Origin of the sequence: Nocardiopsis ganjiahuensis DSM 45031, from assembly GCF_000341085.1 — a bacterium.
GTDB classification, from domain to species: Bacteria; Actinomycetota; Actinomycetes; order Streptosporangiales; family Streptosporangiaceae; genus Nocardiopsis; species Nocardiopsis ganjiahuensis.
In genome coordinates this window covers 273077-288375 of record NZ_ANBA01000007.1, presented here as the reverse complement: position 1 = coordinate 288375, position 15299 = coordinate 273077, and the positions used below count along the sequence as shown (strand labels likewise).

Below are 15299 nucleotides of genomic sequence, written 5' to 3'. Positions count from 1 at the left end.
AATAGAACCATCTATGGCGGTTCTATCATGCTTGCACCCCCAGAGGGAACCCTCTATGATGGTTCCATGGTTGCTATGTCTTTCCCTGATTTCCGTGATGGCAGCGTGCTGGCGACCAGCTTCACCGGGACCCTGACGGAACGTTGCGGAAAAGCAGTGGAACGCATTCCTGTGCCGCTGCGACTCGCGGACTGGCTGGCGGCCAATGGGCTCGCGGTCGACTCCTGCGCCCAGCCCCAGCTCGACCGCGCGCGAGAGCTGAGGGAGTCGATTCATGCAGCACTTACCGCCGTTGCCGAACAGGAACCGATTCCCTCTTCAGCCACCCGAGTACTCAACGACTGCAGTACTCACGGTCAGGCATCGGCGATCCTGACGCCCGAAGGAATGCGGAAATGGCAATTGGGTTCCGCTTCTGTTGATGACGCACTCAGCGTCATTGCCGCAGATGCGATCAGCATCATCGCGGGAGAACGTGACGGAAGGGTCGCTTTGTGTGCATCGCCAACGTGCCGGGCCGCATTCTTCGACACCAGTCGAAGCCGTACAAGGAAATGGTGTGACATGGGCACGTGTGGGAATCGCGAGAAGAAGGCGCGCTTCCTCGCCGGCAAGCGCAACAGCTCTCTTCGAACTTGATGCTCAAGCCGCGCTCGGAGAGCTCGCCCTGAGGAACCCCCGGGCATGAGGCGGCCACCGCCGTGATCAGGTGGGTACCGCCACCGGCCCGCCGATCAGGCGGGGCCAGGCGACCGTTGGTCACGCGGAGCCTCACTACCCAGGGGCCGACCCACAGGGAGGATGCACGGGCCGCCGCCGTCGTCGTCCAAGACGAGCACGGGCGCGTTGCGGCCCTGGATGTCGGTGGCAAGGGCGTCGAACAGGCCGCGGATGTGGTCTGCGGTGATCTTCATGGTGTGCCCCCGGATGGACTCCAGGAGGTCAGCCGTTCGGCCTTGCCACCTCAAAGAGTCGCGCCAGCCCGTCGTCCAGCTCGTCCACGATGCCATAGCCTTCCTGGCCGGGCGCGGGAAGCTGAAACAGGAAGGACGTGCCGATCACGGTCCTCATGACCCTGTCTTCGGACTGCAGGCAGCGGTTGAGGAAACTGAGCACTCCACGCCAGTTGAGCCTTTCCTCGACCGGTACACCGCTGACCTCCGCGACATATGCAGCGACAACCTCGGGGGTCACTTCAATCCCGAAGAACACGTGCGCGAGAAAGTCCTCCGGGCCGTCGTAGTAGAAATCGATGTTCTGCCCGAGCAGTGGAAATCTCTCGACGAGATCCAGGGCAAAGCACTCCGCAACCTGAGGCATCTGCAACCACCGCCGCTTCCGTATCGCACCACCTTCGCGAATGAACCTCAACGTGCTTCGACCGGGGTCGCCTGTCCGCAAGGCTCACTCTGGCAGACCAAGGCTCGCTTTCCCGTAACGCGGTCCATCCCCGCGCGCGGGGGGCTCACTGGTCGCGCTTGGGCGTGGGGCTGGTCTTCTTCGGTCCATCCCCGCGTGCGCGGGGCTCACTAGCGGTCCGTCACAGCGCGCGCTCCCTTGCTCGGTCCATCCCCGCGTGCGCGGGGCTCACCGTTCGTCGTCGAGGTCGAGCTCGAACGGCTCCGGTCCATCCCCGCGTGCGCGGGGCTCACCCCTGGGCGTGCAGCTCCTTGACGCGGCGGATCGGTCCATCCCCGCGTGCGCGGGGCTCACACGTAGACGTTGCCGCTGATGGCGCCCATGCCCGGTCCATCCCCGCGTGCGCGCGGCTCACACGTAGACGTTGCCGCTGATGGCGCCCATGCCCGGTCCATCCCCGCGTGCGCGGGGCTCACATCAGCTCCGCGTCCTGGGCGGACAGGGACACCGGTCCATCCCCGCGTGCGCGGGGCTCACCCGCTGGCGCGACCAGGCGCCGCTGTAGCGGCCGGTCCATCCCCGCGTGCGCGGGGCTCACTTCGGTTTGGGTGGTGGTCATGACCCTCCCCCCGGTCCATCCCCGCGTGCGCGGGGCTCACTGGGCGAGGTCCCCGGCGCGGCCGGTCGTGTACGGTCCATCCCCGCGTGCGCGGGGCTCACCGATGGGCGCGATGATGAGCGCGAAGCGGGCCGGTCCATCCCCGCGTGCGCGGGGCTCACCGGACTCACAGGGAGAGGTTCGCCGGGATCTCCGGTCCATCCCCGCGTGCGCGGGGCTCACACGAGCGTGTTCGCGGAGAACCCGAAGAAGTCCGGTCCATCCCCGCGTGCGCGGGGCTCACGGCGACGGGCCACACCTGCACTCGGGTGGTGCCGGTCCATCCCCGCGTGCGCGGGGCTCACCGCGCCCGCTCGGGGTCCATCGTGTGCCGGTTCGGTCCATCCCCGCGTGCGCGGGGCTCACTGTTCTCCGAGGGCCGGTTCCAGTGGCAGCGCCGGTCCATCCCCGCGTGCGCGGGGCTCACCGGTGGTCAGCAGTCACGAGACGGTACGGGGCAGGTCCATCCCCGCGTGCGCGGGGCTCACGCGACGGGCGGCGAGGTCATCAAGCGCGTCTCCGGTCCATCCCCGCGTGCGCGGGGCTCACGGGTCTGGCCGGGGGTGATCCGTCGCTGGCGTACGGTCCATCCCCGCGTGCGCGGGGCTCACGGACGCGGCGGCCGCCGCCCCGACCCCGCCGTGGGTCCATCCCCGCGTGCGCGGGGCTCACCCTCCACCAGCATCATCGCCCGCTCGATGCTCCGGTCCATCCCCGCGTGCGCGGGGCTCACTAGGGCTGGACCCAGGCGGAATCGGTGTCGGCCGGTCCATCCCCGCGTGCGCGGGGCTCACCGACCGGATCACGGCCGCCCGCGAGGCCGGTGCGGTCCATCCCCGCGTGCGCGGGGCTCACAGGGCCTGGAGGAGAACGACGACGGAGACGTGCGGTCCATCCCCGCGTGCGCGGGGCTCACTGGCCGCGCGCTACCGCTCCCACACCCTGGCTCGGTCCATCCCCGCGTGCGCGGGGCTCACTACCAGATACTCAAAGCCGACCCCAACGCCACCGGTCCATCCCCGCGTGCGCGGGGCTCACAGCCGATCGGGCGAGAGGTCATGAGGCGTTGGCGGTCCATCCCCGCGTGCGCGGGGCTCACCCCACTCATTCCAATTTGTCATGGACATGCCACGGTCCATCCCCGCGTGCGCGGGGCTCACGGTCGACTCGTCGGGGCCTGGGGCCGTTGGGCCGGTCCATCCCCGCGTGCGCGGGGCTCACACCACCAGCAACACCATGCGGCGCACCGAGATCGGTCCATCCCCGCGTGCGCGGGGCTCACGCGGCCACGGTGTCCAGCTGGCCGCGCACGTCCGGTCCATCCCCGCGTGCGCGGGGCTCACGATGACTGCGGGCCGGGACTCCACTCCCGGCCCGGTCCATCCCCGCGTGCGCGGGGCTCACGCGGATGTGCGCAGGTATCTGCGATCACCGGTCGGTCCATCCCCGCGTGCGCGGGGCTCACGAACCGGCACACGATGGACCCCGAGCGGGCGCGGGTCCATCCCCGCGTGCGCGGGGCTCACACTTAACGACCTGCAACGATGCGGGCCGTTATCTTGCCGCAACCTAGCCTCAGGCCACGGTTTCCGAGACCTCGATCCTGCACTGAATCACATGATAGAGGGCCGTAGTAGGCCGGACAGGGGTAATGCTGCCCGGCCCTTGCTGTCAACGGATGGAGGCGAGGGCCTCGCGCAGAGCAGTGGGCGTGGACGCGGTGACTAGGTCCGGCGGGCACGGGCAGCTACGGCGGAGCAGGGTCGCCACGAACACCGGCTGGCCGTGGTGGTTGTGGAGTTCGCAGATCAGGTGGTGCGGGAACTCCTTGCGGAGCTGCTGGATCTCGTGACTGGGGAAGACGCTGTAACCGACCATGCTCATCCCTGCCGGTGGGGCAAGCGGGTGAAAGCGGTCAGAGGCCGGGGTTTGGGCGACGGTTCCGAGGGCTCCCAGTCGAGGGTGAAGTAGACGGCGGGGCCGTTGCGGGTGGGCTCGCTGCCCCAGGTACTGGCGAGGGCGTTGACCAGGAGGAGACCGCGACCGTGTTCGGCATCGGGGCTGACCGGGAGCACGCGCAGGTGGGGTGCGCGGGTTCGGGCAGCACTGACGCTACGGACAGAAACGCGCAGGCAGTGGGTGTAGAAGAACGCGGAAACGACGAACGCCCCGCGCCGGCCCGCCGAGAGCGAGTGGAGCAGGGCGTTCGTGGTGATCTCGCTGGTGATGAGCAGCACGTCCTCGGTGATGGGCGCGGGTATCCGAGCTGCCGTGGGCCGCAGGTTCAGAGGAATATGCGCGGATCGTCATCCGCACCATGGTCCCCGAGGCCACCACGGAGGAAGTCGAGCGTCAGGTGACCGCAAGGATGGAACGCCAAGGAATCCTTGCTCGGAAGGAACCACCACAGGTGTTCGCGGTACTGGACGAGATCGCTCTGCGTCGAGGAGTCCAGCCGGAAACAGCTCAGAAGCATCAGCTGGCGCGACTCGTTGATCTGGCAAAACGTCCGAATATCACCATTCGGATCATCCCCTTGGACGCCGGCCTGTACATGGGCCAATGGGGACAGTTCACTCTCTTCGAGTTCCCTGACGCAGAAGACACTCCTGTCGCTTACCAGGAAGGGCTTTTCGGTGATGTGTACGTGGAGGATCCCGGCGATCCGGCCCGGTATAAGGTGTGTGCCGCGCATACCTCCGATGCAGCGCTGAACCCCACAGAGTCCCAGGCGCTGATCGAGAAGCTAGCTGAGGAGAGTTACGGGTGAGTGACGTCGAGTCCGACCGTTGGCGGAAGAGCAGCTACAGCGGTGGCGGCAAAGACTGCGTAGAGGTTGCCGAGGCTTCGTCGAAGACACTGGTGCGGGACTCCAAGCAGCCCGAGCTGGGGCACCTGGCGTTCGCCTCTGGTGGCTGGAACGCCTTCCTCTCCTCCGTGAAGGCTCCACACACCGGCTGACCCCTCCCCCATCTCACTCTTCGAGCCCCGGGGCCGTTTCCACGGCCCGGGGTTCGCCTGCAGAGAGACCTCAGGTGAGCCTGAGCAGGCCCGCCCGTGTCGGGCCGAAGCCGCAGGCCTGCCGGTAGAACGCTTCGAGATGGGGCTCGTAGTCGACGTGCACCCACTCAATACCTAATCCCCGCAGGTCCTCCAGCAGTGCGGTGACGACCCGCCCGCCCACGCCCGGGTCCCTCATGTCCGGGGCCACCGCGGTGTCCAGGAGAAACGCGTGCTTCCCTCCGTCCCACACCGCGTGCACGAAGCCGACGAGCCGCCCCCGGACGAACGCCCCCGCCCAGGATCGGCTGTGGCGCTCCAACCTCTCGGACCAGGGGACCAGGTCGAACTCGTGGGCGAAGGCGTCGGCGTGCAGGCGGGACAGTTCCTCGTCGTCGACGGGGAACCGCAGCCGGATCTCCTCGTGCATACGGGGAGCCTATTCACCGCCTTCCGACAGGCGTGTCCTCCGGGCACACCGTTGCCACCCACGGTCACTGCTGGTTCAGCTGTCCCCCGGAAGCCGGTTCGCCCGGCGAAACGGCGGGTTCCCGCAGTACCTGGACGGTGCACAGTCCGGCGAAGGCCACCGCGAGGGTACCGACGACGGTGAGCGCGCCGGCCGCACCGAGTGAGGGGCGCCAGTCCGCCGAGGGTGAGCGCACCGGCGGAATCTCCGATGGTGGCCTGGGCGGTCCACACCGAGTTGACCCGTCCGCGCAGCCGGTCCAGGAACAGGAAGGCCGCCGACACCCAGAGCGACGGCATCTCTCCAGCTCAGAACCGGTTCACGAAGAACGGGGCCGACCGGCCCCCGCCCGGGAGAAGCCCTTCGGCGCCACCCGGGAGCGACCTTCGGAAAAGGTGGCCTAGCCTGATCGGAGTCCGGGAGAGGATCCCGCGGCCACCTCCTGAACAGCGACGACGAACCCGAGGAACCCCGTTGAGCATCACGACCCTGACCGCCCGATCCTTCCGAGTGGTGGCCGTCTTCGAGGCCTTCACCTGGGCCGGCCTTCTCGTCGGCATGTACTTCAAGTACCTCGGCAACGGCAGTGAGCTGGGTGTGCAGGTCTTCGGGCCGCTGCACGGCGGAGCGTTCATGGTGTACGTGCTGGTGACCCTGGTCGCCGCCTACCGGCTGCGCTGGGGCGTGTGGCCGACCCTGGTCGCGCTGGCCGCCTCCATCCCGCCCCTGGGCACCCTGCCCGCCGACTGGTGGCTGCACCGCACCGGGCGCCTGACCCCGCCGACCGAGCACGCGGACCAGGACGGGAAAGAGCCCCGGAAGGTCGCCTGAGACCACTCCCCCTTTCTCCTCTGAGAGCGTGTTTGAGAAGGGTCAGAAGGTGAGGGGCCTTCGCTCGTCCCTGGCATGCACAGGTGCAAGCTCAAACATGTTCTGACTGAATAGCATTCGAGTGGCCTATGATTCTCTGTGCCGCCACTCCTGTGGTAAATGATATGGCAATTCCGAGAAAGATGCCAGCGCTGGCCGAAACATAATCGAGCATGCTAGCTGGCCTTCCTGTGCCAAAGAGCGCCTGAGCAATCTCGATACCCAGAGGGAACCCAAGGACAATCAACCCCCACGCCTTGTAATCTTTCAGGACGGAAGAAGCAAGGATGCCCACTGGCAAAAAAAGAGTTCCATAGACAATGGATTCTTCTGTAGCGCCACTAAATGAAAGCGCCTCCTCTATGCCAAGGATGATGCGAGGAGGATAATTGCCAATCTCCATCCATCCGAACCACGGGCGAATTGCAGCAATAAAGTAGCCCACTAGCATGAATCCCACCAGGGCATACGCCGTTCTGGGTCTCATGTCACCCCTCAAGCGGTACGCGAGGCCCCAGAAGGCGGATACAAATCCGCATGCCACAATAAATAGGGGGACGAAATAAAATGTGTTTACGCTGTCAGTGAGCTCCGTCATTGTCTTCCTTTATACGACAAAGCGCCCAGGCAGCCAAGGCCCGGACGCTATCGACCCTCGGTCGCAGCAGGGTAGCTAAAGTACCCCCGCTAAGGCTAGTCGCAGCGCACTGCCGGCGTGTAGAAGGTTCGCTGACCAGTCACAGTCATCGCCCCGATCACGTCACCGCTGAGATTCTGGTTATTCCAGGTCTCTGTGATTCGGTCCCCAGTGTTCATGGTCTCATATGCAGCGTTCGGCGCCTTGATTCCGGAAACATATCCGAGCGACGCCCTGATCTCATACCCGCCAGACTTGTAGAAATCCACCGTCACGATATCACAGTACTGAGTATAAACCGAAAGGGTGCCGTTGGTAAGGTATCCTTCGTCGTAGTCGAGAGTCTCGTACTCGCTCTTCTCAACCATCTCTCCGCTTTCCAGAATGACAATTTCAACAGAGGCGTACTGGCCTGGGTCCGCTGAGGCGGGCGCCGCCATGGTCAGAACCGCAATGACCGCTGAGAACGCGACTGTCAACATGCCAATAAAACGTTTCAAGCTGATCCTCCGATTGGCATTTGGCTCCTTTGGAAGTCATCCCAACCCTTGCATGCATAGCGCCACACAGTCAACATGAAAGGCATTCACCCCATAATGCCTGGTCAAGCCGACTGCGCTCCTTTTTGGATTTCCAGCTGGTCAATTCAGGAAAATTTTATTTTTATTTCCATTGCTGCTCGCATAAAACCTGCGTGGCCACATCTGGCCCCAGGTGCGAAGCTCAACCTCCGTTCCATGGTCTATGCAGGTAAGTGCAAAGGGAGTTAGGCCAAGTTGCCGAACGATCAACAGGAGCAGGCTGCGAGCCTGTTTGAGGAGGATCAGGAAACAGGGCCCTGACCCGTCCATGCCTGCTGGTGGGTAGCGTTGCGGCCGCGGGTCAAACGACGGGCCATCTGCCCGTTCGCGGCCCAGCGCACCATCTCCTCGGCCACCTGGGGCTGGCGCTGATAGTCCAGGGCCAGTCCTCGGTGGGAGGTCAACCAGGCCAGGGTCCGCTCCACCACCCACCGGGGCTGAATCACCGCGAACCCCATCTGAGCGGGGTCCTTGCGCGCGATGTGCAGCGTCGTGGCCAGTAACCTCGCTGTCCAGGCCACCGGGGCCCGGCGAACCCCGCGTTGGCGAACACGAACCGCACCGGCGTAGCCAGATACATGCTCGACAGCGTGGTCTCGGCCCCTCGCGGTCCTGGGCCGAGGCGGCCATCACACACGATGAGCAGCAGCCCCAGGGTGTCTGTGACGATGAACCGCTTGCGGCCGTTGATCCTCTGGCTACGTCGGTGAGAACGGACGGCACTTGTCGATGACTTCTGAGAGCGCTTGACGCTGTCAGTGACCGACAGTGCCGATGAGTTCCGACAGCGACGGTGCCTTCCTCGTCGCCGAGTATGGCCGTCGATCGTCGCACGTCAAGGTCGTTCGTCCTCGCTTCGCTCCGATCGCTCCACCTTGACCTGCGACGTCGCGCACGGCGGTGTGGGCAACTATCGAGGAAGGGCAAGGTTTGCTCTGACTCATGGGGTGCTCCCAGAACTCATCGACACTGCCCTGAGCTGAAAACAGGTGCTGTCGAAACTGATCGAGAAACGCTGTCAACTTTCACCGACAAAACCAATCCTCTTGGCCGCGTCGTAGCCCCGTGTCGTTTCAGGGACGGTGTTGGCTCCTTTGACGCTTTGCGAGTCGATGATCCCCGCCGAGGGTTCTTGGTCGCGGTCGGCGGCCGCGCGTACCTGTTGGCGCAGAGCGCCGGTGATCTGGTCGGTGACACCCGCCTCCTTCCAGCGGGTGAAGTGCCAGTACACGGTTCTGCCAGGACGGCAGATCGGTGGGCAGGTGCCGCCAGGAGCAGCCGGTGCGTACCACGTACAAGATCGCGTCGACCACCTCGCGGCGGGAGTGTTTCTCCAGGCGGCCGCCGGTGTTGGCCGATGGGAGCAGGGGCTCGATCAGGGCCCAGTGGTCATCGGTCAGGTCCGAGGGGTAAGTCGGATCACCGGTCATGAAGGCCTGGCTCACAGGGCCTGGGGGTGGGTCAGAGCGAAGTGTTCGGACCGTTAGCCACCCTTCTCAAACACGCTCTGAGGCATCAGAAAGGTGCCAACAAAAGGGGCGCATGCATTTCCGGAAAACCGGGACACGAACGGGCCGCGGAACCATCCGCGGCCCGTTCTGCATTCCATGAAGAAGAACAGGAAAACCACAGGCAACACGGGAATCACCACGACTCCCCTACCTCAGGAACCCCATCCTGGATAGGGGGGTAAGAAGTTTACATGTGACCGATGTCGGACAAAGAAAACTTTCGGGTGACCCTTTGCGCACGGTGAGCGATCCATGTTCAGTTGGCAACTGGCAAGCAGCCCCCACCGACCCAGAAGGGCTCCCCGCATGTCACAGCACCACGGACCCGACCGGCGAACCCTCCTCCAGGGCGCGGCCGCCGCCTCCGGCGCCGTGCTCGTGGGAGGCGCGTTCGGTGTCTCCACCGCGCACGCCGCCACCGGCACGGCCGCAGCCGCCGAACCGCCGATGTACTTTCGCGCCGACTGGGGCGCCCGCCCCCCGTCGAGCCCCGTCCAGGTCCTGGCGACCCCGCCCGCCTACGTGGTCGTGCACCACACCGCGACCGCGAACAGCACCGACTACTCCGACGCGCACGCCCTCGCCCTGTCCAGATCCATCCAGAACTTCCACATGGACAGCAACGGCTGGGCCGACGCGGGCCAGCAGTTCACCATCAGCCGCGGCGGCCACATCATGGAGGGCCGTGACCGCGCCGTCCCCGCCGTACGCGAGGGCAGCCACTGCGTGGGCGCGCACGTGGCCAACAACAACAGCACCTGCGTGGGTATCGAGAACGAGGGCACCTACATGGACGTGGGGCCCACCCAGGCCCTGACCGACTCGCTGGTGGCCACCCTGGCCTGGCTGTGCGGCGCCTACGGGCTGAACCCGCACAGCGCCATCCTCGGGCACCGGGACTTCAACGCCACCGCCTGCCCGGGTGATGTGCTCTACGCGATGCTGCCGGACCTGCGCAACGCGGTGGCCGGTGTGATGCTCGCCCAGGGACTGGAGATCGGCGCCCGCACGGTGCCCGCCGAGGACCGGCCCACCTACCCGCCCGTACCCGAGGACGAGCCCCGGCGCGAGTTCCACCACGGTCCCGGCCGAGGAGCCGACGACTTCACCCGCTGATCCCGAGGGCTGACCCGACCACGGTGCCGTGAGGACGTCTCCCCGTTCGACGCCGCTCACGACCCGCCAGGAAAGCCCGACAAAAGAAAAGGGGCGGTGCCCGCTGTCAAAGGCACCGCCCCACAGTTTTCCCGGGCGGCATCCGCACCCCCAGGCGAAGGGGATTTCGGTGACACCTGCCATCGGAAACTCCGTCGGTTCGGCAAGGGTGGAGGCCTTCCTACGGCCGCGACGCTCCGGCTCCCGGTGCCGAGGGCCAGCACCCGCTCCGGGGCGCGTCGATCGCGCTCCTGTCACTCGAACCGGGCGGAGGCGGCGCACACCGCGCGGAAGAACAGGTGGCGGTGACCGTTCCCCGAGCCGCGCGGAGGCGGCCCCGTCCGACCCCGCGCCCGAACGGCCCGACACCGATCAGGAGCGCACCGGCCCTGGTCACGCCGGTCCGCATGCCCTGACAGCCGTCCGCACGAGCGCGGTGGCGTCCTCCGGCAGTCGACCGTCCGTGGAACCGTCGGCCCTCCTGGCTAGGATCGGTGCGCCCGATCCCGTGCGGGGCCGGGCGGGCCGCGACGGAGGGACAGGAATGGACGTGCAAGGACCGACCGAGGAGTTCGCGTCGAGCGCGGGGACGGTGCGCTGGGGCGCCGTCGGTGCGGGGGAACCCGTGGTCCTGTTGCACGGCACCCCGTTCTCCTCGTTCGTGTGGCGGGACGTGGCCGCGGCGCTGGCACCGCGCTACCGGGTCCACTTCTGGGACATGCCCGGTTATGGGACCTCGGAGATGCGTTCGGGGCAGCCGGTCTCCCTGGCCGCTCAGGGGCGGGTGTTCGCCGAACTGCTCACGCACTGGGGCCTGCGGAGCCCCAGGGTGGTGGCGCACGACTTCGGCGGTGCGGTGGCACTGCGCGCGCACCTGCTGCACGGGGCCGCGTACTCGCGGCTGGCCCTGGTCTCGCCGGTGGCGCTGGCCCCGTGGGGTTCGCCGTTCTTCCGCCTGGTGGGCGAGCACACCGAGGTCTTCGAGCAGCTGCCCCCGGCACTGCACCGGGCCCTGGTGGCCGAGTACGTGAGTTCGGCCAGCGCGCAGGGCCTGCGGCCCGGGGTCCTGGACCGGCTGGTGGAGCCGTGGACCGGCCCCGAGGGGCAGGCGGCGTTCTACCGCCAGATCGAGCAGGCAGACCAGGCGCACACCGACGAGGTCCAGGGGCTGTATCCGGACATCGCCATGCCGGTCCTGCTCGCCTGGGGCGAGCAGGACACGTGGATCCCGCCGGAGCGCTCCCGCCGGTTGGCCGCGATGATCCCCGGTCTGCGCACCTGCCCGATCGAGGGCGCCGGCCACCTCGTCCAGTTGGACGCCCCGGCGCAGCTGACCGCCGCCCTGGTCGACTTCCTCCAGGCGTAGGCCCTGCCGGTCTCCCCGGGGCCGGCGAGCCGCGTGCCGGCCCCGGTTAGGCTTCGCGGTGTGGAGCTACGACATCTGAGGCACTTCGTGGCGGTCTGCGAGGAGGAGCACTTCACCCGGGCCGCCGAGTACCTCGGCATCACCCAGTCCGGTCTGTCCGCCTCGATCCGCGCCCTGGAACGCGACCTCGACGCGCAACTGCTGCTGCGCACCACCCGCCGGGTCTCCCCCACCCCGACGGGGCGGTTGCTGCTGGCCGAGGCGCAGAGCATCCTGGCCGCCACCGACGGTCTGCGGGAGCTGGTCACCGACGACCACGGGGTCCGGGGAACCCTGTCCCTGGGCACCGAGCAGTGCATGGGCGTGGTGGAGGCCGCACCCCTCCTGCACGAGTACCGGGAACGCCACCCCGAGGTGGCGATCAACCTCCAGCAGGCAGCCACCGGTCAGCTGCTGGACCTCGTGCGCGCGGGCCGGCTCGACGCCACGCTGGTGGCCGGGCCGCTCGACGCGGGCGAGGGTGTGCGGCTGCTGCGGATCACCGAAGAGCCCCTGATGCTCCTGACCTCGGCCGACCACCCGGTGGACGGGGCGGCCCTCCCCTCGGCCCTGAGCGAGGAGGAATACGTCGACCTGCACCCCGGGTGGGGCGCCCGCGACTGCGCGGACCGGGCCTTCGCCGACTTCGGGATCGTCCGGCGCGTGGCACTCGAGGTCAACGACGTCTACACGCTCCTGGACCTGGTGCACCGGGGGATGGGGGTGGCGGTGGTCCCCCGTCCGGTCACCCGCAAACCGCAGGCGGCGGGGCTCCGGAGCGTCGCCCTCCCGGGGCCGACGCGGTGGCGGGTGGCCCTGGCCCTGCCCGAGGCCGCCCGGTCGTCCGCGGCCACACGCGCCTTCCTCCACCTCCTCGGAGAGAAACATCCGATTGATGACTCCCACTGCTGAATCCCATGCTTTCCACATGTTGGACACGCCTACCGCCGGTGGGGCAGGGTGACCTGAGACGACGCCCTCCGGCGTCGGCGGCCACGAACTCCAGGAAGTGTTCTCATGTCCCAAAAGGTGCAGGGTGTGATCTCACGTGCGAAGGGCGCACCGGTCGAACTGACCACCATCGTCGTTCCCGATCCCGGGCCGGGTGAGGCGGTGGTCCGGATCCAGGCGTGCGGGGTCTGCCACACCGACCTGCACTACCGCGAGGGCGGGATCAACGACGAGTACCCCTTCCTGCTCGGCCACGAGGCCGCCGGCGTGGTGGAGTCCGTCGGCGAGAACGTCACCAACGTCGTCCCCGGTGACTACGTCGTCCTCAACTGGCGGGCGGTGTGCGGTGAGTGCCGCGCGTGTCGGCGGGGACGGCCCCAGTACTGTTTCGACACGCACAACGCCGACCAGAAGATGACCCTGGAGGACGGCACCGAGCTCTCCCCCGCCCTGGGCATCGGGGCGTTCGCGGACAAGACGCTGGTCGCCGCCGGCCAGTGCACCAAGGTCGACCCGGCCGCCTCCCCGGCCGCGGCGGGGCTGCTGGGGTGCGGAATCATGGCCGGGATCGGCGCCGCCGTCAACACCGGCGGGGTGACCCGGGGCGACTCGGTGGCGGTGCTCGGCTGCGGCGGCGTGGGCAGCGCGGCCGTGGCCGGGGCCCGGCTGGCCGGAGCGAACCGGATCATCGCCGTGGACCTGGAGGACCGCAAACTGGAGTGGGCGCGCGGCTTCGGCGCCACCCACACGGTCAACGCCGCGCAGACCGACCCGGTCGAGGCGATCCGCGAACTCACCGGCGGGTTCGGCGCGGACGTGGTGATCGACGCCGTCGGCATCCCCAAGACCTACGAGCAGGCGTTCTACGCCCGCGATCTGGCGGGCACCGTCGTGCTGGTGGGCGTGCCCACGCCGGAGATGCGCCTGGAGCTGCCGCTGCTGGACGTGTTCGGCCGCGGCGGGGCGCTGAAGTCGAGCTGGTACGGGGACTGCCTGCCCTCCCGCGACTTCCCGATGCTCATCGACCTCTACACACAGGGCAGGCTGGACCTGGACGGGTTCGTCACCGAGGAGATCGGTATCGGTGACGTCGAAGAGGCCTTCGCCCGCATGGAGCGGGGCGATGTACTGCGATCGGTGGTGCGACTGTGAGTGACGCGCGAGTGGAACACCTGACCACGTCCGGGGTCTTCACCCTGGACGGCGGTTCCTGGGAGGTGGACAACAACGTCTGGCTGGTGGGTGACGACGAGGAGGTCGTGGTCGTCGACGCCCCGCACGACGCCGAGGCGATCCTCGCGGCGGTGGACGGGCGCCGGGTCGTCGCGGTGCTGTGCACGCACGGGCACAACGACCACGTGAACGCCGCCCCTGCGGTGGCCGACGCGACGGGCGCCCCGATCCTGCTGCACCCCGATGACCGGGTGCTGTGGGACATGACCCACTCGGACCGGGCACCGGACGGCGAGCTCGCCGACGGCCGGACGGTGAAGGTCGGGGGCACGGAGCTGACCGTGCTGCACACGCCGGGCCACGCGCCCGGGGCGGTCTGCCTGTACGCGCCGGAGCTGGGTGTGCTGTTCAGCGGCGACACCCTCTTCCAGGGCGGCCCGGGTGCGACGGGACGGTCCTACTCGGACTTCCCGACCATCGTGGACTCGATCCGCAGCAGGCTCCTGACCCTGCCGGAGGAGACGGTGGTCAACACCGGGCACGGCGACTCCACGACCATCGGCGCGGAGGCCCCGCACCTGCAGGAGTGGTTGGACCGGGGCCGGTAGGGACCGCCGGAACACCGACGAGCGGGGCGGGGGTCGGCACGGACCCCCGCCCCGCTGGTTCTCGGCGCTCAGTCGAGGCTGATCTCGATCGGCTCCTCGAAGCTCCAGATGTCCTCCACCTCCAGAGCCACCGCCTCGGTGCCCTCCGGGACGTCGAAGGCGGCCGTGCCCGTGGCCCGGTTGCCCGGGTTGATCTGTTCGAGGAAGAACGCGTCGTCGCTCAGACTGGTCGTCGCGGAGTGCCTGTTGCCGTCGGCGTCGATCAAAAAGAGCGCGGAGTCGTCGAAGGTGGTCGCCTCGCTGCCGTCGTTCTCCACCGTCAGGTCGACGATGACGAACTCGCCCTGCGCCTGCTCCTCGAAGTACTCGTCTCCCATGGTGGGGGCGGTCTCCGTTCCGTTCACGGTGACCCTCCAGTCACCCACCTGACCGGCCTCCCCGATTCCCAGGGCCTGGGTGCTCTCCTCCTCGGCCGCTTCCTCCGTTCCGGCCTTTTCCTCTCCGCCGCCCGAAGCGGTCTCGGTGTCCTCCCCACCTCCGGCGCTACACGCGAACATCCCCATGAGGAGCACGAACACGGCCAGCAGAATCCAGGGCCACTTCTTCCTCTTCCCCGGCGCGGCTACCGGCGGCGGGACGTTCGGAGGGTACCCGTACTGCTGCGGAGGCCCCTGGGGCGGGCCGTACTGCTGGTATCCGTACTGCGGCTGGCCACCAGGCGGGGGACCGTAGGGCGGCTGGCCACCAGGCGGGGGACCGTAGGGCGGCTGACCACCAGGCGGGGGACCGTAGGGCGGCTGACCGCCCGACCAGGGGTCGTACTGCGGCTGACCGTCCTGCTCACTGCTCATCGCTCACCTTCCCGAAACCGCACCGGGGTGAAGAACCCCTCTCTCCAGAGTCACCCTCTTTCCTGAAACAG

At 67.7% G+C, this 15299-nt stretch carries 20 protein-coding genes, 1 pseudogene and 1 CRISPR repeat array; of the genes and pseudogenes, 9 read left to right on the top strand and 12 right to left on the bottom strand.

Features of this window, described 5'->3' with window-relative positions; all coding sequences use genetic code 11:
- Nucleotides 1-66 precede the first annotated feature (66 nt).
- Nucleotides 67-639, top strand: coding sequence for a CGNR zinc finger domain-containing protein (locus D458_RS35365; RefSeq protein WP_083936264.1), 573 nt, complete (start codon nucleotides 67-69; stop codon nucleotides 637-639).
- 95 nt (nucleotides 640-734) lie between these two features.
- Here the strand turns inward: D458_RS35365 and D458_RS0108010 are convergent, their stop codons facing one another.
- The 4 genes from D458_RS0108010 to D458_RS33175 all read right to left on the bottom strand — a co-directional run bounded on the left by D458_RS0108010 (nucleotide 735) and on the right by D458_RS33175 (nucleotide 4254).
- Nucleotides 735-914 (bottom strand): hypothetical protein, encoded by a 180-nt coding sequence (locus D458_RS0108010; protein ID WP_017586211.1) that lies wholly within the window; start codon nucleotides 912-914, stop codon nucleotides 735-737.
- A gap of 28 nt (nucleotides 915-942) precedes the next feature.
- Entirely contained in the window at nucleotides 943-1320 is a 378-nt protein-coding gene (locus D458_RS0108005) for a hypothetical protein (RefSeq protein ID WP_017586210.1), read from the bottom strand.
- Between the two features lie 120 nt (nucleotides 1321-1440).
- A CRISPR array of direct repeats spans nucleotides 1441-3543; the repeat unit is 29 nt; unit sequence CGGTCCATCCCCGCGTGCGCGGGGCTCAC.
- 145 nt (nucleotides 3544-3688) lie between these two features.
- On the bottom strand, nucleotides 3689-3895 hold the full coding sequence (locus D458_RS0108000; protein ID WP_017586209.1) for a hypothetical protein: 207 nt from the start codon (nucleotides 3893-3895) through the stop codon (nucleotides 3689-3691).
- 2 nt (nucleotides 3896-3897) lie between these two features.
- On the bottom strand, nucleotides 3898-4254 hold the full coding sequence (locus tag D458_RS33175) for an ATP-binding protein (RefSeq protein WP_017586208.1): 357 nt from the start codon (nucleotides 4252-4254) through the stop codon (nucleotides 3898-3900).
- A gap of 80 nt (nucleotides 4255-4334) precedes the next feature.
- On the opposite strand from D458_RS33175, the gene D458_RS36275 reads away from it, so the two are divergent.
- A complete protein-coding gene (locus tag D458_RS36275; RefSeq protein WP_152521080.1) occupies nucleotides 4335-4787 on the top strand; it encodes a DUF5753 domain-containing protein in 453 nt (150 codons plus the stop codon).
- Entirely contained in the window at nucleotides 4784-4978 is a 195-nt protein-coding gene (locus D458_RS0107985) for a DUF397 domain-containing protein (RefSeq protein WP_017586206.1), read from the top strand. The genes D458_RS36275 and D458_RS0107985 overlap by 4 nt, the downstream gene beginning before the upstream one ends.
- Before the next feature lie 70 nt (nucleotides 4979-5048).
- Here D458_RS0107985 and D458_RS0107980 read toward each other — a convergent pair whose 3' ends face one another.
- Both D458_RS0107980 and D458_RS35360 read right to left on the bottom strand, forming a co-directional pair.
- A complete protein-coding gene (locus tag D458_RS0107980; RefSeq protein WP_017586205.1) occupies nucleotides 5049-5447 on the bottom strand; it encodes a GNAT family N-acetyltransferase in 399 nt (132 codons plus the stop codon).
- Between the two features lie 64 nt (nucleotides 5448-5511).
- Nucleotides 5512-5682 (bottom strand): hypothetical protein, encoded by a 171-nt coding sequence (locus D458_RS35360; RefSeq protein ID WP_017586204.1) that lies wholly within the window; start codon nucleotides 5680-5682, stop codon nucleotides 5512-5514.
- Between the two features lie 278 nt (nucleotides 5683-5960).
- Here D458_RS35360 and D458_RS0107970 point away from each other — a divergent pair, with 278 nt between their 5' ends.
- The gene (locus D458_RS0107970) at nucleotides 5961-6317 is read left to right on the top strand and encodes a DUF3817 domain-containing protein (RefSeq protein WP_017586203.1); all 357 of its coding nucleotides are present in this window, start codon (nucleotides 5961-5963) and stop codon (nucleotides 6315-6317) included.
- A 91-nt stretch (nucleotides 6318-6408) separates the two neighbouring features.
- On the opposite strand, the gene D458_RS36270 is transcribed toward D458_RS0107970, so the two are convergent.
- The 5 genes and pseudogenes from D458_RS36270 to D458_RS38150 all read right to left on the bottom strand — a co-directional run.
- Complete coding sequence (locus tag D458_RS36270; protein ID WP_152521079.1) at nucleotides 6409-6954, bottom strand: hypothetical protein; 546 nt, start codon at nucleotides 6952-6954, stop codon at nucleotides 6409-6411.
- 95 nt (nucleotides 6955-7049) lie between these two features.
- On the bottom strand, nucleotides 7050-7475 hold the full coding sequence (locus D458_RS33170) for a hypothetical protein (protein WP_017586202.1): 426 nt from the start codon (nucleotides 7473-7475) through the stop codon (nucleotides 7050-7052).
- A 341-nt stretch (nucleotides 7476-7816) separates the two neighbouring features.
- Complete coding sequence (locus tag D458_RS34785; protein ID WP_160168045.1) at nucleotides 7817-8020, bottom strand: transposase; 204 nt, start codon at nucleotides 8018-8020, stop codon at nucleotides 7817-7819.
- A gap of 572 nt (nucleotides 8021-8592) precedes the next feature.
- On the bottom strand, nucleotides 8593-8805 hold the full coding sequence (locus D458_RS37435; protein ID WP_239647916.1) for a hypothetical protein: 213 nt from the start codon (nucleotides 8803-8805) through the stop codon (nucleotides 8593-8595).
- Between the two features lie 13 nt (nucleotides 8806-8818).
- A pseudogene (locus D458_RS38150) lies at nucleotides 8819-9004 on the bottom strand (transposase); the annotation flags it as partial.
- A gap of 387 nt (nucleotides 9005-9391) precedes the next feature.
- Here D458_RS38150 and D458_RS0107950 point away from each other — a divergent pair.
- The 5 genes from D458_RS0107950 (at nucleotide 9392) to D458_RS0107930 (ending at nucleotide 14377) form a co-directional block, all read left to right on the top strand.
- A complete protein-coding gene (locus D458_RS0107950; protein ID WP_017586199.1) occupies nucleotides 9392-10201 on the top strand; it encodes a peptidoglycan recognition protein family protein in 810 nt (269 codons plus the stop codon).
- A 583-nt stretch (nucleotides 10202-10784) separates the two neighbouring features.
- Nucleotides 10785-11606: an alpha/beta fold hydrolase gene (locus tag D458_RS0107945; RefSeq protein WP_017586198.1), complete on the top strand. Its 822-nt coding sequence runs from the start codon at nucleotides 10785-10787 to the stop codon at nucleotides 11604-11606.
- Nucleotides 11607-11666: 60 nt separating this feature from the next.
- Entirely contained in the window at nucleotides 11667-12557 is an 891-nt protein-coding gene (locus D458_RS0107940; RefSeq protein WP_040702239.1) for a LysR family transcriptional regulator, read from the top strand.
- Nucleotides 12558-12662: 105 nt separating this feature from the next.
- Nucleotides 12663-13748: an S-(hydroxymethyl)mycothiol dehydrogenase gene (locus tag D458_RS0107935; protein WP_017586196.1), complete on the top strand. Its 1086-nt coding sequence runs from the start codon at nucleotides 12663-12665 to the stop codon at nucleotides 13746-13748.
- Nucleotides 13745-14377: an MBL fold metallo-hydrolase gene (locus D458_RS0107930; RefSeq protein WP_026119099.1), complete on the top strand. Its 633-nt coding sequence runs from the start codon at nucleotides 13745-13747 to the stop codon at nucleotides 14375-14377. The genes D458_RS0107935 and D458_RS0107930 overlap by 4 nt, the downstream gene beginning before the upstream one ends.
- A 68-nt stretch (nucleotides 14378-14445) precedes the next feature.
- On the opposite strand, the gene D458_RS35350 is transcribed toward D458_RS0107930, so the two are convergent.
- Nucleotides 14446-15228, bottom strand: a complete 783-nt coding sequence (locus D458_RS35350; protein WP_083936262.1) for a DUF4352 domain-containing protein — start codon at nucleotides 15226-15228, stop codon at nucleotides 14446-14448.
- Nucleotides 15229-15299: the final 71 nt, after the last annotated feature.